The organism is Daejeonella sp. AP26 (assembly GCF_056680515.1).
Window position 1 is genome coordinate 1262699 of sequence record NZ_CM155286.1, and the last position, 22049, is coordinate 1284747.

Here is a 22049-nt window from a genome sequence, read left to right on the forward strand (position 1 = left end):
TTATATTGAAATATGAAATATTTATACGGTATAATATTTCTAATAAGTTTCAGTGCAAGTGCTCAGGTCAATACCGGTGCCCGGTTCACGTCGATGGCATCTGCAGGAGTTTCGCTCAAAGATGTATGGTCGTTACAGTTAAATCAGGCAGGGCTTGCGGGCATAAAAAAAGCCACTCTTGCTATTGCGTTTCAAAAACCCTTCGCGGGGTATGAGTTAAGTACCCAATCTGCTATTTTCGTTATACCATTCCATCAGAACGTCTTAGGCTTAAGCTTCCAGAGATATGGCTATGCATCGTACAATGAACAGCGAGCTGCTTTTTGTTATGCGAAAGGTTTCGGTGATCAACTATTTGTTGCTCTGAATTTCAACTATCATCTTTTGGCAATTGAATCCTATGGGTCATCCAGTACATACTCTGTTGAAGCCGGTATTCAATATCATTTAAATGATAAATTATCTGTAGGTGCTCATGTTGCAAACCCAACTATAAATAGATCACATTCCGACTTTAATCTGTTGAACCCAAGCAAGATACAGGTTGGCATATCTTATTTGTTTTCGAAAAAAGTACTGATTGCCTTAGCTACCGAGAAAACTCTGGCTGGTGGAATTATAGATACTAAGGCCGGACTTGAATACCAGATTATTGACTTGTTAGCATTGAGGGGTGGGATATCCGCCAATCCTTTTAAGCATTATGCAGGCGTTGGCTTGGGTTTTCGAAACTTAAAGATGGATATTGCTGCTTCCTCGCAGCCGGTTCTCGGTTACTCTCCTCAAATAGCGCTCAGCTATGAGTTTTAAGGCAATCACCTGTATTTGCTTTATTTTAACGATCGCTTTTAGCGGGAAGCCTGCCTTTTCACAGACAGATGCAGACCCGGTAATACAACAGATCATTGAGGATATGTCTGAAGATATGGCCGAAGATTTTGATTTTTCAGAGTTGACTGAACGGCTAACCTTTTACCAGAAGCACCCTGTTGAGATCAATAAAATAACGCGGGAGCAGCTTCAGGAACTAGTATTCCTCACACCCCTGCAAATAAATGCCTTTTTGGAACACCGGCTGGAAAATGGGAAAATAATTGACCTGCTTGAATTGCAAAGCGTTGATGGGTTTGATTTGTCTGCCATCCGCAGATTCATAAACTTTGTTTACCTGGGTTTGCCCAATTCTTTAGAGGCTATTTCCCTAAAGAACTTGCTTCAAAAAGGTTCAAACGATCTTATGATTCGGTATGGTCAGTATCTGGAAAAGCAAAAAGGCTACAAGACAGTAGAGGGAGCGGAAACATCTGCCTACATCGGTACACCTCAGCGATTATTGATTCGCTACAGATATAACTATGGGCGCAATGTTTCTGCTTCGATCAACATGGAGAAGGATGCAGGTGAACAATTCTTTCCGGCTAATAAATCTATTGGCTTTGACTTTAGTTCTGCCAACGTTTTCATCAGGAACGCCGGCAGAATAAAGAAAGTTGTTGTGGGAGATTATTCCCTTCAGTTTGGTCAGGGATTGACTTTATGGTCAGGATTAACTTTCGGGAAGGGTGCGATGATCACTACACTCGCCAAACCGGAACTCGGCTTGCAACCCTATAGATCGAGTAATGAATCTTTATTTTTCCGTGGGGTGGCATCGACAGTTAATTACCGATCTTTTGACATTACTCCATTTGTGTCGTTTAGGAATATTGATGCTGGAATTGAAGAAATCAATGGAAATTTGCCTAAGGTAGGCTCCATGCCCCAGAGTGGCTTGCATCGTACAAAAACGGAGCTTGCCAATAAAAATAACCTTCTGCAGACTGTTTATGGCGCCAACGTCCGGTATGTTAAGCCTAAATTCAATGCCGGGGTTACTGCCTACCAAACCAGGTTTGATAAGCCTGTTCAAGCCGGACGGCTTTTATATAATAAATTTGAGTTCGAAGGTAGCATGCTTACTAATGTGGGGTTCAATTACGGCTTCACTATAAAAAACACGTACATCTTCGGCGAAGCTGCATACAGTGGTAATCGGAGCATCGCATTCGTGAATGGTTTGATGAGCAGTATTGCTCCGCAGGTTTCAGTAGTTCTTTTGCATCGACACTATCCCCATGATTATCAGTCATTCTTTAACCAGGCAGTTGCAGAAGCCAGCAATTCAGTGAATGAAAACGGTTTGTACGCAGGGTTGCATATCAAACCGGCAACTAAGTGGGATGTATCGGTATATTCAGATTACTTCCGTTTTCCCTGGTTGAAGTTTGGTGTAGATGCTCCCTCGACGGGATACGAACTTTTTAGCCAGGTAAGTTACCTTCCTTCTAAAACCACCAAATGGGCTATCAGGTACAAAAAGGAGCAAAAGCAGGATAATGACGATGTGGATAATGCCATTAAAACTTTGCTGAACGTTAGCAAGCAATTATATCGCTTTGAATTCAGTTCCAGGATAAGTAAGATCATCACTTTAAGGAATAGGCTCGAAGGATCTCAGTATCAAAAGGACACACAGAAAGAAGAATTGGGATGGTTGGTTTACCAGGATGTGTTAATCGATCCTGTGAAAGCACGCTATTCGGGGAATATGCGGATTGCCCTCTTTGATACTCCAGGCTTCAATTCACGGATATATGCCTATGAGAGTGATGTGTTATACGGCTACTCGATCCCAGCCTATCAGAACAGGGGATTACGATTTTATGTTAATGGCCGATATCGTATTACCAATAAAATGGATATGTGGCTGCGCTACAGTCTGAGCAAGTATAGTGATCTAAATGAAATTGGAAGTGGCCAGGACCAGATTGATGGGTCTAAGCGATCGGAGATAAAAATACAATTCAGGTATCAGTATTGATGTTTTTCAAAGGTGAAATACCGTTTGTGCGTCTGCTGGTTCCCCTGATCCTGGGCATTACACTTGCCATGGTGTGGCCCGGAAAAGGCCAGTGGGAGTGGGCGCTTACAGTTTCAGTAATACTGTTTTTTGTTTTCAGTCTGATCGTCAGATTTTATAAGCTTGAGAGTGTCTACAAGCGGAAATGGCTTCCCGGCTTATTGATCCAAAGCATGATCCTTCTGGCAGGTTATGCACTTACCTTGTCTTCTGCACAGAAATATGATGCGGACTATTTTACAAGTTTTCCTTCTGAAGCGCTTATTGTCGTTGTCAGAAATGAGCCGCAGCTGTCCGGTAAGATCCTGCGCTTTGAAACGAGCATTGAAGAATCTCTACTAGTTAAATCCAGGCGGCCAGCTTCAGGAAAACTATTAGTCGCGATTAATACTGATTCTATAAGTCCTATGACTTTAGGCTATGGCGATAAACTGCTGATTCCGTCGCAATACAATGACATAGACCCGCCATTTAATCCGGCTGAGTTCAATTATAAAAAGTATCTGGAAAGCAGACAGATTTATAAGCAAATATTTCTTAATCAACTACAGGTTAGGGTCTTGAGCCATCAAGAAGGAAACGGATTAATTGCCCTGGCGCTTCAGCTACGCACACGGATGGTGGCTAAATTCTATAAATATTTACGGGATGAGGACGCCGCCGCCCTGGCATCAACCCTTATATTGGGATATCGTGCAAATCTGAGTAGAGAGGTTGTTTCGGCCTATTCAAAAACCGGGACGATGCATGTGCTTTCTGTTTCAGGGATGCATGTAGCAATCGTTTTTATAGTGCTTGCTTTTTTAATGCGACCATTAAGTAAACATGCCAGGCTTCGGTATGTGAGCGCCTTCATTATTATCGCGTTTATCTGGTTTTATGCCCTTATTACAGGTTTTTCACCCTCAGTTTGTCGCGCCGCAATGATGTTAAGTTTCGTGGTTTTAGGTAAAACATTAAATAAAAACCTAAATACTTATAACCTTCTCGCGATCTCAGCATTTTTCCTGCTTATTTACAATCCTTATAACCTGGTTGACGTAGGGTTTCAGCTATCTTATTTAGCGGTAATCGGATTGATATACCTCCAGCCGAAAATATATAACTTACTCTATTTGAAAAACAAAGTTCTGGACTACTTATGGAGTTATTCTGCTTTATCAATAGCCGCACAGCTTGCAACTGTTCCCATTAGCGTTTATTACTTCCATCAATTCCCGGTTTATTTCCTTGTCAGCAACCTGGTGGTCGTGTTGCCTCTGGCCGTCATTATGTATGCAGGGATTGCCTTTCTTTTTATTCCCTGGCCATCGGTACTGGTTCCTTTGGGCGATTGCTTAAACGCTGTTATTGTTTACACCAATAAGTGCTTATTTTATATTGAGGATCTGCCTTTTGCGAGCATTGGGGAAATCTGGATCAGCACCTTTCAATATGCTCTGATTTACCTGGTCATCGCCAGTGTTATATGGGCATGGATATATGGCAAAAAGGTTGCTGTGTACGCTTGTATGGCATCTATCCTGCTTTTCTCGGTGACCGTTACTTACAAGAAAATCACTGACAAGAGCGGCCGGCAGTTGATATTTTACAGTCTGAGAAAGAATGCAGCAATTGCATATATCCAAAACGGGAAAGGTTATTTATTCAGTGACCTGATTAACGATGAAAAAACACTATCTTTTTCAATCAAACCGGCGATGGACAGTCAGGGGATTTCTGAACTAACAAATATGAATTTGGACACCGTTTTCTCGGACAAGCAGGTACGAGTTTCACCGCCTTATATGCAGTTTGGAGAATATAAGGTTATCCGTTGGGGTAAACATATGGATGGTTTGGTATTCAATGGAAAAGTGAAAGCAGACGTCATGTTGCTAAGCGGGAATCCCCGGATCAGTGTTAAAGAATTAAAAGGCTTGGCCGATTTCTCCTTACTGTTGATTGATGCAACAAACTACAAATACCTTGTGGCACAATGGACAAACGATGCGAAATCATTGGATATTCCTCTCTATGTTTTAAAAGATGCGCCTGCTTATGTGGTATCATTTAACTGATCAACGTTGAATGAATCGATTGAAAATAATCCGTGAGGCTTCGATCGTGAATTGATTATAGTGTAAATATGAGTAAACTTATTACCTCCTTTACAAGAGAACATTTTTTGACCAGACTTAAAGAAGAAGCGATCTGGGATCTGATCGTTGTAGGCGGCGGAGCTACCGGGTTGGGGACTGCACTGGATGCGGCAGCCAGAGGTTTCAAAACTTTATTACTTGAGCAATCAGATTTCGCCAAAGCAACATCAAGCCGCAGCACTAAGCTGGTGCACGGGGGAGTTCGTTATTTAGAGCAGGGTAATATTTCATTGGTTTTTGAAGCCCTCAAAGAGAGAGGCCGGTTGTTAAATAATGCGCCGCATCTGATCAAAAAGCAAGCATTCATCATTCCCTGTTACGGAATTTGGAGCACACTAAAGTATGTTATCGGATTAAAATTCTATGATTGGTTGGCAGGAAATCTCAGCTTTGGGAAATCGAGGTATATAAGCAAACAAAGGCTTGAACCCTTAGTGCCAGGAATAAATCCGAGGAACTTAAAGGGTGGCATAGAGTACTTTGATGGTCAGTTTGATGATTCCCGCCTTGCCATTAATATAGCTCAGACCTGCGCTGAACAAGGAGGGGCGCTGCTCAATTATGTGCGTGTTAAAGGTTTGTTAAAATCTGGTGATGGAAAGATAAAAGGTGTTATTGCGCAGGATCTCGAAAATGACCAGGAGTATACGCTCAAGTCAAGGGCGGTTGTTAATGCCACTGGTGTTTTTGCCGATGACATTCTAGAAATGGATAATCCCTCAGCAAAGCCACTCATCAGGGCAAGTCAGGGTGTTCATGTTGTAATCGATCAGTCCTTTTGGAAAAGCAATCACGCCTTACTCATTCCAAAAACTTCAGATGGGCGAGTGCTCTTTGCAGTTCCATGGCATGGTAAGATTCTACTTGGCACTACTGATACACCCTTGCCCAGTCACAGCCTCGAACCGGTAGCATTAAATGAAGAAATTGACTTCATCATCAGGACCGTTGAGAAATATCTTTTGATTCCTCCTGGCCGAAAGGATATATTAAGTGTGTTCGCGGGTTTACGGCCATTAGCGGCTTCGGTAAATGATTCCCCTAAAACGAAAGAAATATCGAGAAGTCATAAACTCCATGTTTCCAATTCCGGGTTAGTTACGATTATGGGCGGTAAGTGGACAACTTACCGTAAAATGGCGGAAGACACGGTTGATGAGACGATTAAGGTTGCTGGCCTCCCTAAAGTTGCCTGTATTACTTCTCGTCTGAAGATCCACGGTTTTTCGAATTCTCTTGACCAGAGTCCGCTAGCAATTTACGGCAGCGATAAAGCCTATATTGAAGATCTGGTCCGCAGTGAACCGGTATTAGGGGAACTGCTCCATCCGGAAATGTCTCATATAGTAGGGGAAGTTATCTGGGCGGTCCGGAATGAAATGGCCAGAACGGTTGAAGATGTGCTTGCAAGAAGGCTGAGAATGTTATTTCTAAACGCCAGCATAGCGATAGAAATGGCTCCCAGGGTCGCTTCCATAATAGCCTCAGAACTGAAGTATGATGAACATTGGGTGAGTAATCAAATTTCAAGTTTTAGCACTTTAGCTAAGCAGTACTTGCCCGATATGCATTTCTATAAAAGCGATGAACCTTTAAAAATTCAAGTTAATGACTAAAGAAAAGTTTATTCTGGCCTTTGATCAGGGAACTACAAGTTCCCGGGCTATTGTGTTCAATCAAAAAGGCAGCCTTGTATCCGTTGCTCAAAAAGAATTTACGCAGATATATCCGCAGGCCGGTTGGGTAGAGCATGATCCGCGTGAGATTTGGTCCAGCCAGGCTTCCGTTGCCGCGGAAGCTATTTTAAAAGCGAACTTACTAGCCATGGACATTGCCGCCATAGGTATCACCAACCAGCGCGAAACCACTGTGGTCTGGGACCGCCATACCGGTACGCCTCTTTATAATGCAATTGTATGGCAGGATCGGAGAACGGCTGACTACTGTGACAGCTTGAAGACGTGGGGGCTGGCAGCGATGATCCAGGAGAAAACAGGACTGGTCATCGATGCTTACTTTTCGGCGACTAAAGTCAGGTGGATTCTGGAGAATGTTGCCGGTGCAAGAGAAAAAGCAGAAGCGGGAGAGCTGGCATTTGGAACCGTTGACTCGTGGCTGATCTGGAATTTAACAGGGGGGAAGGCTCATGTAACTGATGTCAGTAATGCTTCACGCACCCTTTTATATAATATTACTACCCTTGAGTGGGATAAGGAATTATTAGAACTGTTTGGTATACCCGCGAGTATGCTACCTGAGGTCAAAAGTTCAAGTGAGATATTCGGTGAGACTTCTGCGACCTTGTTTGCAACAAAGATCCCAATTAGTGGCGTTGCCGGAGATCAGCAGGCGGCGCTGTTCGGGCAGCTGTGCACCCAGCCGGGGATGGTTAAAAATACATATGGGACGGGCTGCTTCATGTTGATGAATATCGGCGAAAAGCCGATTATGTCTAAAAATAACCTGGTTACTACTATAGCCTGGAAAATTGGGGATAAAACAGAGTATGCGCTCGAGGGAAGTATTTTTATTGCGGGCGCAGTGGTACAATGGTTAAGAGATGAACTTAAAATGATATCAAGTTCTGCCGAAGTGGAGGCGCTTGCCGGGAAAGTAGAATGCAGCGATGGAGTATATTTAGTTCCGGCATTTGCGGGATTAGGTGCTCCCCATTGGAACCAATATGCAAGGGGTACTATATTCGGCATTACCCGGGGAACCAACGATGCACATATAGCCAGGGCGAGCCTTGAGAGCATTGCTTTCCAGACTATGGAAGTGTTAAAAGCAATGGAAGCAGATTCGGGAATTTCAATTAAGGAGCTACGTGTTGATGGGGGAGCTACCGCAAATGATCTGCTGATGCAGTTTCAGGCTAATATTTTAAAAGCCCGGGTTGTAAGGCCGCAAATGGTAGAAGTAACAGCTATAGGCGCCGCTTATTTGGCAGGACTAGGTATTGGCTATTGGAGCAGTGTTGAAGATATTCAGCAGCAGTGGGAGATAAACAAAGTGTTCGAGCTTGATGCTGAATTTGATTCTGATGAATTAATTAAGGGCTGGTATAAGGCTGTTAAAGGAGTAAAGGCGTGGACAGAGGCATAATGATAACTGAATGGTAACACTTAATTAATCTGATATGAGTCAATTTGCAGCCGAGATGATCGGCACCTTCTTTTTAATACTTCTGGGAAACGGTGTGGTTGCAAATGTGGTTCTGACGGGAACAAAAGGGAATAACGGTGGATGGATTGTCATCACCACCGGCTGGGCTTTAGCTGTATTTGTCGGGGTGGTGATTGCGGCACCTTTTAGCGGTGCGCATTTAAATCCTGCTGTAACCCTGGCTCTGGCTATCGCACAAAAATTTGACTGGGCTAAGGTGCCCTTGTTTATTCTTGCCCAGTTTATAGGTGCTATGCTCGGAACGACAGTTGTTTGGCTGATGTACCGGGACCATTTTATTAAGACTTCCGATCCGGGGCTAAAGTCTGCAGCCTTTTGTACATCTCCTGCTATTAAGAATAAAACATCCAACCTCATCAGCGAAGTGGTAGGAACGTTTGTATTGATCTTCGTGATCTTTTATTTTACCAATGCAGAGATGGGGACAGATAAGACACCGATTGGTTTAGGATCGCTGGGAGCGCTACCGGTTGCCTTCCTGGTTTGGGCTATCGGGCTATCTCTCGGTGGCACCACTGGCTATGCCATTAATCCTGCCCGAGATCTGGGGCCACGAATTATGCATGCCATTTTACCTATCGCCGGAAAAGGAAGCAACAACTGGAGCTATTCCTGGATCCCTGTTGTAGGTCCGCTGGTTGGGTCATCACTAGCCGCGCTGCTCTACATGTTCCTCAGAATTTGATTTACTAAAACATACTATTGAAGATGCAGATCCTTTCAAAGAAAAAACTTCTCACAACTTTAATCATATTGACAGTATTCTCAGGCTGTCGGGTATTTCATCCAGCCATGCAAAAGCAAGCACCGCTACCAGCGTTTGATAAGGAAGGTCACCGCGGGGCACGCGGGCTAATGCCCGAAAATACGGTACCGGCTATGTTGAAGGCAATAGATCTGGGTGTGACTACTCTGGAAATGGATCTTCAGGTTACGGCTGATAAGCAGGTTATCCTATCTCACGATAATCATATTAATACTTCATTTACATTAACTAGTGAGGGAAGGGAGTTAACAGCTGAGGAAGCTGAGATGAGTGCTTTTTATAAAATGAATTACGAGGAGGTGAAGACCTTTGATGTGGGTACCAAGTTCTATGATAAGTATCCTAAGCAACGAAAGTTCAAAGCTCATATTCCCCGGTTATCCGAGGTGATAGATTCTGTGCAAACATATCTAATTGCCAATGGGAAGCCTCAGGTATTTTACAATATTGAAACCAAATCAAGTGTTGAAGGTGACAACCTCTTGCATCCTGATCCAGATGAGTTCATAAGACTGGTGATGGAGGTAATAGAGGGTAAGAAGATTACCCCCTGGACGATCATTCAATCCTTCGATGTAAGAACTTTGCAGGTATTACATAAGAAGTATCCTCATGTAAGAGCATCGTTTCTTGTTGAAGACGGTGCATTAGATTCTAATCTTCAGAAGTTGGGCTTTACACCTGCAATTTATAGCCCGGCAGCTAAGCTCGTATCAAATACCTTAGTTAAGGAAGTTCAGGCTAAAGGAATGAAAATTATCCCATGGACTGTTAATGATAAGCACGAGATCGAACGTTTAAAGGCTCTGGGAGTAGACGGAATAATAACAGATTATCCGGACTTATTTTAATTAGTCATTTCATTTGTGTAGCATCAAAATCTTCGCGATCCTTATTCTGTTGATATATTTCAATTAGATTTGAACTCTCATGGACAGACCTTATTCAGGTAAGATCAAGAAATCTCATTATGAATTTGGCCAATGAAACAACATCACAAAATGGAATTGGTAAAATATAAAGTCGGCAACAGGGTTGCTTATATTACGTTGAACAGACCTGAAAAGCGTAATGCGCTAAATCCGGAACTGGTAATCTCCTTAATGGAAGCTTTTACCAGGGCTAGTCAGGCCAATGATGTTAAGGTGATCGTTTTGAACGCTTCCGGAGATGTTTTCAGTGCAGGAGCAGACCTTGCTTATCTGCAGCAGCTTCAAAGCAACTCCTACGATGAAAATGTTGCTGATTCATCAGATTTGAAAGATCTTTTTTATACAATTTACACGTCACCCAAAGTAGTTATTGCCCAGGTGGAAGGTCATGCTATTGCCGGTGGCTGTGGCTTAGCTTCAGTTTGTGATATTGTGTTTAGTATTCCTGAAGCGAAGTTTGGCTACACCGAAGTAAAGATTGGTTTCATTCCTGCACTGGTGGCCTGTTTCCTGGTACGTAAGACCGGTGAAGCGCGTACAAAGGAGCTTTTACTGAGTGGGGAATTAATTGATGCCGCTACAGCATCAACATACGGACTGATTAATTTCATCTGTGATAAGGATAACATTCAGGAAGCTGTAAATACCTACGCTGAGAAATTAGTGTCAGGTACTTCTGCCCAGTCGGTTTCATTAACTAAACAACTGCTTAATCTCGCGCAGAATATGACACTTGAAGAAAGTCTGGATGAAGCTGTAAATTTTAATGCTACTGCACGTGCAACCGCTGATTGCAAGAGAGGAATTTCTGCTTTTCTAAATAGAGAAAAGATTGAGTGGTAGTTAGAGAAAGTACTAGTATTCCCATAAAATTTCTTCTCTAAAACTCGCCTTCCGGTTTATTATTCAATTCAGTTCAACAACTTATCAAAAAGGGTGTTAAAGAAATCAAATGCAGACAAAAACACCCGAAGATAAATCATTTGAAATTTTCCTGATTGGTGATACGGGTAATATTTCGCGTCATAAGCCGGATGCGGTGCTTGAAACATTAAAGGCACATATTAGCACGGATCAAAATTCTGCAATCGTTTTTTTAGGAGACAATATTTACCCGCGCGGTCTTCCTCCCGTTGGTCATTTGCTTCGAAAGGAAGCAGAGCAGACATTGGACGCCCATAAAGAATCGCTTAAAGATTACCACGGAAAAGTGATTTTTATTTCTGGAAATCACGACTGGAATAAAGGTCGTAAAGACGGATATGATTACGTTTTGCGCCAGGAAAAATATTTGGAGAAACTGTTTAATAAAAATGTGTTTTTGCCGTCAGGCGGTTGTCCAGGACCGTCGGTAGTTCAAATTAACGATGACATTTGTCTCGTCCTGATCAATACGCAATGGTGGTTACAATCCGGTTTCAGACCAATAGGAAAGCAATACGGTTGCCGTGTATCCAGTGAAGAGGAATTTTTTGAGCATCTGATTAAGGTGCTGGATGATAACAAGCATAAACGAATAATTGTGGCCGGCCATTCGCCTGTTTACAGCTATGCTATCCATGGAGGGCGGTATAAATTCAGACATCATCTCTTTCCATTTACAATTTATCACAGGAAAGCCTATGTTCCGCTTCCGTTTATAGGATCTATTTTACCGCTTTACAGAAAGTATTTTGGTGCCAGAGAGGATATTGCTCATCCCCGCTATCGAAGATTACGAAATCGTCTGAAAGAGATTTTTAAAGAATATCCCGGATTGATTTATGCTGCCGGACACGAGCACAATTTGCAGCACATAAGTAAAAATAAGAATCACTTTTTAATTAGTGGTGCAGGGTCAAAATTGAAATACGTATTACAAGAGGGCAAAAACCTGCACTTTGGTCTTAAAGCAAAAGGGTTCTTTAAACTTAGATGCGAGCCTGGCGGGAAGATATCTGCTTCAGTATGGGCACTGAACAGTGCAGAATCAAAGGGGAAATTAGTGTATGAGAAAGAGTTAAACTAATCTAGTGGAGGCACCAAAACCGTGAGGGATTTATGCAACATTTCTATATGGAACTGCTTGACCTTACCAATCACTTCGCCATCAACCTGCAGGGTAGTTCTCCGGCTGCACCGTAACACTGCCTGTTTACAGGAAATCACCTCGACATAATCTGAGGTATCAAGTTTGTTTCTAAACATCTTCCAGGCAATTGAAAGAATTTTGATATCCGGAAACGGCTTAACAATGATAATTTCGAAAAAGCCATCGTCTAATATTCCATGCGGATTAATCACTGCTCCGGTACCATACTTTGACGCATTTGCAAACGTAACAGACACAGCTGTTCGCTTAATCTCCTTGCCATCATAAATAATATGGAATCTGTAGTGCTTCATTAAAAACATTTCGCCGAAAAGGTGACGTGCATAGGTAAGAATCCCGCGGCGGCTATCTTCTTCGAAACGTTTTACAATGCGGGCATTCAGGCCAATATCAGCAAGATGAATGGAAATTATGCCATTTATGCGGATCAGATCAATCTCCTTTTTTTCACCTGTTTCCAGCAGTGAGATCGCCTGCTCAACTTTATAAATATCAAGTTCTTTTGCCATACCATTAGCAGAGCCGCTGGGTATGATAAGTAATTGGATCTTAGTTTCGGATAATAGACCGGCAATCAGGTTTACTGTTCCATCGCCTCCGGCTGCAGCAACACAGTCAGGTTGAAATTCAGAAATCAGTTGTTGGATCTGCTCTTTGTCATTAGCCTGCATCTTATAGATGAGGAAATCGAAGCCGCTCTGTTCTGATTGTTTTACTATGAGTTCATCGAGAGTTCTGTCAGCCTGAACGCCTGATTTGGGGTTAATAACAAACAGAACTTTCATGCAGAGCGGTTATTTATTTTGAGGTTATAATTGCTCTTTTACTTCCAGCAAGAATTGCTTCAGGCGTTCTAACGAGTCAATCACCTTTTGGTTTTCTTTAATCTCGCTTTTATTTTGTTTTAAATAGTCTTTTGCACCATGCAAGGTAAAACCTTTATCCTTCACCAGGGAAAAAATGATCTTTAGGTTCTCTACATCCTCAGGGGTAAAAAGGCGGTTTCCTTTCTTGTTCTTTTTAGGTTGAAGAATATCAAACTCCTTTTCGTAAAAACGAATTTGAGAGGCGTTTACATCAAACATTTGGGTTACTTCACCCATTGTATAGTATAGTTTAGTGATGTCACGTTCTTTATAAGGCATCTTAGCGTTATTGATGATGATTTTTCAAAAATAATCATTTTACTAAACGCTTACACTAACTTATTAATCTGGATTTCTCATATCCAAATCTCACATCTAAATTTATCTTTGCACAAATTGATTTTTTAAGGATGACCACCAAAGAAATAAGACAGGCTTTTTTAGACTTTTTTGCAAGCAAAGGACACCAGATCGTTCAATCAGCTCCAATTGTAGTAAAGAACGATCCGACTCTGATGTTTACAAACGCGGGAATGAACCAGTTTAAAGAATTGTTCCTTGGTGAGGCACCCGTCAAGTATCCACGGGTTGCAGATACTCAACGTTGTTTACGGGTTTCGGGAAAACACAACGACCTCGAGGAAGTAGGAATTGATACCTATCATCACACCATGTTTGAGATGCTTGGCAACTGGAGCTTTGGTGATTATTTCAAGAAAGAAGCGATTACCTGGAGCTGGGAATTGCTTACTGAAGTCTATCAGATTCCTAAAGATCAGTTATATGTAACTGTTTTTGAAGGTGACGATAAAGAAGGTCTGCCAAGAGATCAGGAAGCTTATGATCTATGGAAAGGATTGATTGCCGAGGAGCGTATTCTTTTAGGAAATAAAAAAGACAACTTTTGGGAGATGGGTGAGACGGGCCCCTGTGGCCCCTGCTCCGAGATTCATGTGGATTGCCGGACTCTGGAGGAAAGAAATTCTACACATGGGAAGTCACTTGTCAATAATGATCACCCACAGGTCATAGAAATCTGGAATAACGTATTCATGCAGTTTAATCGCTTGAAAGACGGATCTCTGCAACCACTTCCAGCCCAACATGTTGATACAGGTATGGGCTTGGAACGCCTGGTTAGAGTTCTTCAACAGAAGACCTCCAACTATGATACTGACGTATTTCAGCCGCTTATCCAGTTCATCTCTAAGGCAGCAGGTAAAAGATATGGTGAAAATGAGCAAACGGATATAGCCATGAGGGTAATGGCTGATCATATACGTGCTATTTCCTTTTGTATAGCCGATGGTCAGTTACCATCTAATAATAAAGCAGGCTATGTAATCCGGCGAATTTTGCGAAGAGCTGTTCGTTATGCATATACGTTCCTTGAATTTAAAGAACCGTTCCTGAATGAACTGGTTCCTGTTTTAGCCAGTCAATTCGACGGTGTGTTTTCCGAATTGAAAGAACAGCAGGACTTCGTTCAAAAGGTGATCAAAGAAGAAGAAGCATCCTTTCTAAGAACTCTCGCTACAGGAATACAGCGTTTCGATAAATACCTCAATGAATCTGATTCTAAGGTAATAAGCGGTGATTTCGCTTTTGAGCTTTCTGATACATTCGGTTTTCCAATTGACCTGACTGAGCTGATGGCTCGTGAGAAAGGCTGGAATGTTGACCTTCCGGGTTTTGTAGCAGCGCTTGAACTGCAAAAAAATCGTTCGCGTGCTGCTACGGCAATAGATACCGGAGATTGGATCATTGTAAGTGAAGGGGAAGAGGTAGAATTTACCGGCTATGACGAATTGGAAACAGAATGCAAGATACTGAAGTATCGACGCGTTATCACGAAAGGGAAGGAGCAGTTTCAGGTTGTATTGAACAGAACACCTTTCTATGCCGAAAGTGGCGGTCAGGTCGGAGATACCGGCAGACTTGAAGACCATTCACGTTTGTTTCAATTTCAGGTAACAGATACGAAAAAAGAAAACGCACTAATCATCCATTATCTGGACCTATTGCCTGCGGATGTCGAAGGGAAATTCTGGGCGTTAGTGGACGATACCAGGCGAGTATCCGCACAAAGCAATCATTCGGCAACTCACCTGATGCATGCAGCTTTAAAGCAGGTATTAGGCAATCATGTGAATCAAAAAGGATCACTTGTTAACGATGAGTATCTGCGTTTTGATTTCTCGCACTTTTCTAAGGTAAGCGATGATGAGCTTGCCGCAATTGAACTGATCGTTAATGAGAAGATCAGGGAAAACATTGCATTAAAAGAGGAGCGTAACGTACCCTATCAGGATGCTTTACAATCAGGTGTAACCGCTTTGTTTGGCGAGAAATACGGTGATTATGTTCGTGTCATTACCTTTGGCGATCAATTCTCAAAAGAACTTTGCGGAGGGACACACGTTCAGGCCACCGGACAAATCGGTTTTTTTAAGATAATTTCAGAGAGTGCTGTTGCTGCAGGAGTAAGACGTATTGAGGCAATAACAGGTGCCCGTGCACAGGAATATATTAGCGAGCAATCCAGGGTCATAAATAATCTGCGTCAATTGTTGAAAAATCCAAAAGATGTAGTCAAGGCGGTAGAGACTTTGCTCGAGGAAAACAACAGTTTTAAAAAGGAAATCGAGAAAAATATAACGGAGAAATCAGCAGGATTAAAGCATGAGTTGGTGAAGGAGATTCTCAACGTTAATGGGATCAACCTGATCGCTCAGAAAGTTAAGCTTCCCAATGCTGATGCGGTAAAGAATCTTGCTTATGGTATTAAAGATCTTACCGATAATCTTTTCCTGGTACTTGCAGCAGAAATTGACGGAAAACCTAATTTAACTGTAATGATCTCGGAGAACCTGGTAAAAGAACGGGGCTTAAATGCAGGAACCATCATACGTGAACTAGCCAAAGAGATCAATGGCGGCGGTGGCGGACAGCCATTTTATGCAACTGCCGGTGGTAAAGATCTAACCGGGCTTGATAAAGCTCTGCAAAAAGCACAAACACTAATTTCTTAACAAGACTAAAGAGACGGTTAACCCTTTCATTTCTACAAAAGACGTTCTCAGTATGTTACAGGGCTCTTACAAACATTGCCCCTGCATTGCTTATATTTGCATTAACTGTATAACGGCATATAATCAAGCCATTGTAAATCATCAAATTAACAAACGTGAAAAGATTATTATTATTAGCAATAACCGTATTAACAACATTAGCTGCCTGTAAAAACAACGATGAGTTTACTATTGATGGAAAAATAGAAAATCCAGGTAGTATAAAAAAGGTGCTTCTTTACGAATTAGACCAGGTTGTTGATTCTGCTTTTTTGAACGAAAACAATGAATTTCGGTTTCGCAGAGTATCACTTGAACCTAATTTCTACACCATGCTTGCTGGCGAGAAAAACTTTCTGATCATAGCAAAGAATGGTCAGGAACTTGAGTTTGAGACCAACCTGGCGGATACAAGCAATGCCTACAAAATTGATGGTTCGGAAGAGTCTGAGAAAATTCGCGAGTTTAACAAGCTTAGCAATGATTACGGTAAGGTTTATCAGCAAATCCAGTCAGATTACAACCGTATGGTCAACGAGAAACCTGCTTCAAAGGACTCCATATATAATTCCTTAATGCCCTTGTTTCAAAAAAACATGGATGCTTTCTCGAAGGAAGCTTTAAAGTTTGGGGAAGATAACAAAGATAATCTTGCCGGATTTTACGCAGTGGGTACAATAGATCAGCAGCGCTATGAGCAGGAGCTAATTAAATATGCTGAGGATATCAAAGGTAAATTTCCTAATAATAAAGCTGTCGAATCATTTATAACTAGAATGATGGAGGTGAAACCCGTTTCTGTCGGACAGCCAGCACCTCAATTTGAACTACCAACTCCGGAAGGAGATATAGTGAAGTTATCAGACCTTAAAGGTAAATACGTGCTGCTGGATTTCTGGGCATCGTGGTGTGCACCCTGTCGTGAAGAAAACCCTAATCTTGTTAAGCAACATAACGCTTTCAAAGACAAGGGTTTCACTGTTTTGGGTGTATCACTTGATAAGGCAAAAGGACCGTGGGTTAAAGCGATAAAGGATGACCAGCTAGATTGGACGCATGTATCAGAGCTTAAGGAGTGGAACGGAAAAGTTTCAACTCAGTATAAGGTTGAAGGCATTCCTGCTTCTTTCATATTAGATCCATCAGGTACTATCGTCGCAAAAAATTTACGAGGTATTGAGCTTGAGAATTTCCTTAGATCCATGTTAAAATAGTATTACTTGAAGTATCATTAACAATTTGGTAACAATGAGTTAACCTGCCGAGATTGAAAACGACCTAATTTAGCAGAAAATTATAATCATTATGAGCGCTGTAAAACATAAGATCCTAGTTGTTGACGATGAACCTGATATTCTTGAGCTCGTAGAATACAATCTTAAAAAAGAAGGGTATCTTGTTTATACAGCAACCAATGGTCAGGAAGGGGTTACTAAAGCAAGAGAAATTTTGCCGGACCTGATCATTCTGGATGTTATGATGCCGAAAATGGATGGGATAGAAGCCTGTCGCATAATGAGAACCATGCCGGAGTTTAAAAATACCTTTATGGTCTTTTTAACAGCCCGCAGCGAGGAGTATTCTGAGATAGCCGGATTCAATGTTGGCGCTGATGATTACATCGCGAAACCTATTAAACCACGTTCATTAATAAGCCGCATCAACGCTATTCTTCGCAGAAATGTGCAAAATGAAGAGGAGCCGGAAAATAAACTTGAGATCTCTGACCTGGTCATTGACCGCGATGCCTACCTGGTATACCGAAAAGGGGAGAAAACCGTTCTTGCCAAAAAGGAATTTGAATTACTCTATCTTTTAGCATCCAAACCAGGCAAAGTATATACCCGCGATGTAATACTCAAAAGCATCTGGGAAGACTCGGTTGTAGTTACTAATCGTACAATCGACGTGCATATCCGTAAATTGCGAGAAAAACTCGGCGATACTTATGTAACCACAGTTAAAGGAGTGGGATATAAATTTGAAGTTAAGGAGTAAGGAAAGGAGTAGAGGGCAAAGAAGAAGGATCAAAGATGAAACTCTGTTTTTCAAATCGTTGATCTTTAATCCTTATTCCTTATTCCAATTTCCCGAATAATTCAAGTCATTAATCTTTAATCCTTGTTCCTTATTCCAATTAACCTGTACCTTTGCACCTTAAATTTACCGGTGTGAAGTTTCCCAAGTTTGAAGATCTGATCCTTTTTGAAAACAATGACCTGATTGTTGTTAACAAACCTGCTTTTTTAAGTTCTCTGGATGAACGTGAAGGGGGCGACCTGAATTTACTGAGACTGGCGAAGCAATATTCGGACGATGCGCAGATATGTCATCGCCTTGATAAGGAGACGTCAGGCGCTCTTATAATAGCTAAGAATCCAGAAGCTTACCGGTTGGTGTCAATGCAATTTGAACACCGAAAAGTTAAAAAGATCTATCATGCCATTATAAACGGCACCCATGTTTTTGAAGATTTACAGGTAGATCTTCCTATTTTGAACCTGGGGAATAAAAACGTAGCCATTAATCGTCAGGATGGTAAGCCTGCGCTTACCGTATTCAATTCCTTAAAATATTATAAGCACTATACTTTGGTAGAATGTAGTCCGGTTTCAGGGCGCATGCACCAGATCAGAATTCACCTGGCCTCTCAACGCGCATCTATTGCCGGCGATGAAATGTATGGCGGAAGTCCGGTATTTCTTTCTGAAATCAAACGCAGTTACAGATTGGGCAAAGACCAAGAAGAGTTGCCTATCATGAAGCGTTTTGCCCTGCATGCACATCGCGTTACCTTTAGAATTAATGAAACTGAGGAGATGACTTTCGAAGCACCTTATCCAAAAGACTTCTCCACCTTGCTTAAATTATTGGATAGATTCGACGTGTAAAATAGTTTGTGTAAACGGGTCTTAGGTCAAACCCTTTGCTACAATTGAAGTTTATATCATAATTGAAATCATCTTTTATCAATAACACTCCTCTCGTTCCCTTTTTTCAACAACCTCGCAAATAATGTTATTGTTAATTCTTGATGTTGGAGGGTTATCTACCTTTTAACGTTTTGATTTTTTATTAATCCGCAAGGTCATGAAAGAAAGATTTTTTAAAATCTTAATTGCGTACTTTCTGGTAGCAAGTATGTTTTTCCCAAATTCATTAAAGGGGCAGTCAATTCAAAGCTTAACACTTATCAATGCTGAGAATGGCAACGAACTAGGGCAACTTCAATCAAATCAAACAATTAATCGAGCTACCCAGCCGGGCACTAATATAAATGTGAGGGCGAATATGAGCCCCGAGTTTTCAGGAAGAGTAGAATTTTGGTATGACGGTTTATTTTTCCGGACGGAAAACTATGCTCCCTATACATTGGCGGGAGACATTGCGGGTGTCTATAATAAATGGACTCCGACTATTGGAAAGCATACGCTCACGGCAATTCCATACTCTGACATTAGCTCTAATGGAACAGCGGGACAGGCAATTACTGTAAACTTTAGTGTCATCGAAACAGCCGATACTATTATAAACGATTCCGGTCCGGTTACTGTTGATGGCGAGCTTAAAAAGTGGCACAGGGTTACACTTACTTTTACAGGTCCTAACGTAAATGAAGGAAGCATACCTAATCCTTTTTTAGATTACCGGCTTAATGTAACCTTTACTCACAGTTTGGGAAAAAAATATACTGTTCCAGGTTACTTTGCTGCGGATGGAAATGCAGCGGAAACAAGTGCAAGTTCTGGTAATAAGTGGAGAATTCATTTTGTCCCGGATGAACCAGGAAACTGGACCTATCATGTGTCTTTCCGAAGCGGGCAAGATATTGCAGTTAATGATGACCTAAACCAGGGAGTGGCAATAGCCCAACTTGATGGAGTAACCGATTCATTTACGGTATTAGCAACTGATAAAACAGGGAGAGACCTGAGAGCCAAAGGCCGGCTACAGTACACCGGCAACCACTATCTGCAGTTTGCCGAAACCGGTCAATATTTTATTAAGGCGGGAGCCGATTCGCCTGAAAATTTTCTAGCCTATAACGATTTTGACAATACTCTGGATAATGGACAGCGGAGGAAAAGCTGGGCGCCTCATTTGCAAGACTGGAGACCAGGCGATCCGACCTGGCAAAATGGAAAAGGCAAAGGGATAATTGGAGCCATAAACTATCTGGCAGCGGAAGGTATGAATGTCTTCTCGTTCTTAACGATGAATATAAACGGTGATGATCGAAATGTCTTTCCCTATGTGAGTTCCTCCGTCCGGACCCGCTTCGATGTGTCTAAACTGGATCAATGGGAAATAGTCTTTAACCATGGACAAAACATGGGAATGTATCTGCACTTCAAAACGCAGGAAACTGAAAACGATAATCTGCTGGACGGAGGCGATTTAGAAACTGAAAGAAAATTGTACTATCGGGAGCTGATTGCCCGGTTTGCTCATCACCTCGCCTTGAACTGGAACTTAGGAGAAGAGAACACACAAACTGATGCCCAGCGTAAAGCGATGGCTCAATACATGTATGATCATGATCCTTATAAGCATCCAATCGTTTTACATACCTACCCGGGCCAGCAGGAGAGCATTTACAGATCTTTGTTAGGAAATGCATCGAACCTTTCAGGAGTATCAATTCAAACGAATGTTTCCAATGTATATAATGAAACAAGGAAATGGGTAGAAGAGTCGGCAAAGGCTAACAAAAAGTGGGTTGTCGCTAACGACGAACAGGGCTCTTCTCTTTCCGGTGTAGCTGCCGATGCAGAGTATGCTGGTAATCGCGGTTCTGTTGCTGATAATTCGGAGAACATCCGCAAGAATGTTTTATGGGGAAATTTAATGGCTGGCGGAGCTGGGGTAGAATATTACTTTGGTTATGAAACCGGAGAAACCGACCTAACTGCACAGGATTTTCGTTCCCGGGCAAAAAGCTGGCGATATGCAAAACATGCACTTGACTTCTTTAGGTCTTATACCCGTTTTCATGAAATGACCCCACTAGCAAATTTATCTTCCGGATGGTTGTTAGGAAATGTAGGTAAAGAATACGTTGTATACTTAAATAATGGAGGTACAACGAATATTGACCTTCCTTCGGGAGCTTATGATGTCAGATGGTTTAATCCCCGTTCAGGAGGACCACTGCAAACTGGCAGTGTTAGCAAGTTGCAATCAGGCAATGTCTCCATAGGCAATCCCCCAGGAGATCTGTCCTTAGACTGGGTGGCATATATTCGTAACCATTTATTTCAACCTACTTCGGATGTTGTGTTCGCGGTAAATGCTGGGGGTAAAGCTTACAAAGGATTAAATGGAATAAATTATCTGGCTGATGCGAACTATTCTGGCGGATCAGTTTACAGTACGACTAATGAAATTAATAACACTTTGGATGATCCATTATATCAAACCGAGCGTTATGGTAATTTTAGTTACTCCATTCCTTTGAGCAATGGCAACTATGAAGTCACTTTGAAGTTTGCCGAAATCTATCAAATTGATTCTGGTCTAAGAAATTACGATGTCCTCATTGAAGGTGCACCGGTAATGCAAGCCATTGACCTTTATGCGTTAGCCGGTTTAAATCAGGCCTATGACGAGGTAAGGACAGTAACAGTTAATGATGATACACTTAATATTGAGTTTATAACAAATGTTAATAATGCCAAGCTATCCGCTTTTCATGTAAGAAAGATTGGTATTACAGACAGTCTGTTAGCCGGAGCTACTACTAAGGCACTTTTATCTAGATCGGCTGCGCTGAGCAAAAAACAAACACCTGTACAGATCAATATCTACCCTAATCCAAGTAACGGGCTGATTAATGTCGAGGCAGGTGCTAAAGTTCCTTACATCGTTAATGTCTATAATACCCAGGGTGTAAACCTTTTACGTTATACAATTAACACCAAACAAGGGAATATAGATTTGAGCAGGTATGGATCGGGCATTTATGTGGTTGAATTCCTTGTAGAAGGAAAAACGCTAAGGAAAAAAGTGATCATCGAATAAAGATAAAATATCCTTACCTAGTTGGTACTATGCAAGTGCCTGCTCATCCCTGCGCTTAAATTTCTGGGTTCTGTT

The 22049-nt window shown here is 41.8% G+C and carries 16 protein-coding genes; 14 read left to right on the plus strand and 2 right to left on the minus strand.

Annotated features, from left to right (window positions below; translation table 11 throughout):
- Positions 1–12: 12 nt before the first annotated feature.
- The 9 genes from AC1MCB_RS05445 to AC1MCB_RS05485 all read left to right on the plus strand — a co-directional run bounded on the left by AC1MCB_RS05445 (position 13) and on the right by AC1MCB_RS05485 (position 11932).
- Positions 13–810, plus strand: a complete 798-nt coding sequence (locus AC1MCB_RS05445) for a hypothetical protein (RefSeq protein ID WP_479967727.1) — start codon at positions 13–15, stop codon at positions 808–810.
- Positions 800–2860 (plus strand): ComEA family DNA-binding protein, encoded by a 2061-nt coding sequence (locus tag AC1MCB_RS05450; RefSeq protein ID WP_479967728.1) that lies wholly within the window; start codon positions 800–802, stop codon positions 2858–2860. Before AC1MCB_RS05445 ends, AC1MCB_RS05450 begins: the two co-directional genes overlap by 11 nt.
- Positions 2860–4959, plus strand: a complete 2100-nt coding sequence (locus AC1MCB_RS05455; RefSeq protein ID WP_479967729.1) for a ComEC/Rec2 family competence protein — start codon at positions 2860–2862, stop codon at positions 4957–4959. The genes AC1MCB_RS05450 and AC1MCB_RS05455 overlap by 1 nt, the downstream gene beginning before the upstream one ends.
- A 68-nt stretch (positions 4960–5027) precedes the next feature.
- Entirely contained in the window at positions 5028–6656 is a 1629-nt protein-coding gene (locus AC1MCB_RS05460; RefSeq protein ID WP_479967730.1) for a glycerol-3-phosphate dehydrogenase/oxidase, read from the plus strand.
- Complete coding sequence (gene glpK / locus AC1MCB_RS05465; RefSeq protein ID WP_479967731.1) at positions 6649–8145, plus strand: glycerol kinase GlpK; 1497 nt, start codon at positions 6649–6651, stop codon at positions 8143–8145. The genes AC1MCB_RS05460 and glpK overlap by 8 nt, the downstream gene beginning before the upstream one ends.
- Positions 8146–8179: 34 nt before the next feature.
- On the plus strand, positions 8180–8911 hold the full coding sequence (locus AC1MCB_RS05470; protein ID WP_479967732.1) for an MIP/aquaporin family protein: 732 nt from the start codon (positions 8180–8182) through the stop codon (positions 8909–8911).
- A 107-nt stretch (positions 8912–9018) separates the two neighbouring features.
- Positions 9019–9843 (plus strand): glycerophosphodiester phosphodiesterase family protein, encoded by an 825-nt coding sequence (locus AC1MCB_RS05475; RefSeq protein WP_479967733.1) that lies wholly within the window; start codon positions 9019–9021, stop codon positions 9841–9843.
- Positions 9844–9975: 132 nt separating this feature from the next.
- Positions 9976–10767, plus strand: coding sequence for an enoyl-CoA hydratase/isomerase family protein (locus AC1MCB_RS05480; RefSeq protein WP_479967734.1), 792 nt, complete (start codon positions 9976–9978; stop codon positions 10765–10767).
- A gap of 109 nt (positions 10768–10876) precedes the next feature.
- Complete coding sequence (locus AC1MCB_RS05485) at positions 10877–11932, plus strand: metallophosphoesterase (RefSeq protein WP_479967735.1); 1056 nt, start codon at positions 10877–10879, stop codon at positions 11930–11932.
- On the opposite strand, the gene AC1MCB_RS05490 is transcribed toward AC1MCB_RS05485, so the two are convergent.
- Positions 11929–12801, minus strand: coding sequence for a diacylglycerol/lipid kinase family protein (locus AC1MCB_RS05490; RefSeq protein WP_479967736.1), 873 nt, complete (start codon positions 12799–12801; stop codon positions 11929–11931). The two genes, AC1MCB_RS05485 and AC1MCB_RS05490, sit on opposite strands and share 4 nt — an antisense overlap.
- Before the next feature lie 24 nt (positions 12802–12825).
- Positions 12826–13161: a MerR family transcriptional regulator gene (locus AC1MCB_RS05495; RefSeq protein ID WP_479967737.1), complete on the minus strand. Its 336-nt coding sequence runs from the start codon at positions 13159–13161 to the stop codon at positions 12826–12828.
- A 131-nt stretch (positions 13162–13292) separates the two neighbouring features.
- Between AC1MCB_RS05495 and alaS the strand changes: the two genes are divergently transcribed.
- From alaS to AC1MCB_RS05520, 5 genes are all read left to right on the plus strand, one after another.
- Positions 13293–15914: an alanine--tRNA ligase gene (alaS, locus tag AC1MCB_RS05500; RefSeq protein ID WP_479967738.1), complete on the plus strand. Its 2622-nt coding sequence runs from the start codon at positions 13293–13295 to the stop codon at positions 15912–15914.
- 155 nt (positions 15915–16069) lie between these two features.
- A complete protein-coding gene (locus AC1MCB_RS05505) occupies positions 16070–17167 on the plus strand; it encodes a redoxin domain-containing protein (protein WP_479967739.1) in 1098 nt (365 codons plus the stop codon).
- A 91-nt stretch (positions 17168–17258) separates the two neighbouring features.
- The gene (locus AC1MCB_RS05510; protein WP_479967740.1) at positions 17259–17951 is read left to right on the plus strand and encodes a response regulator transcription factor; all 693 of its coding nucleotides are present in this window, start codon (positions 17259–17261) and stop codon (positions 17949–17951) included.
- Between the two features lie 173 nt (positions 17952–18124).
- Positions 18125–18844, plus strand: coding sequence for an RluA family pseudouridine synthase (locus AC1MCB_RS05515; RefSeq protein WP_479967741.1), 720 nt, complete (start codon positions 18125–18127; stop codon positions 18842–18844).
- A gap of 199 nt (positions 18845–19043) precedes the next feature.
- Positions 19044–21974, plus strand: coding sequence for a malectin domain-containing carbohydrate-binding protein (locus AC1MCB_RS05520; RefSeq protein ID WP_479967742.1), 2931 nt, complete (start codon positions 19044–19046; stop codon positions 21972–21974).
- Positions 21975–22049: the final 75 nt, after the last annotated feature.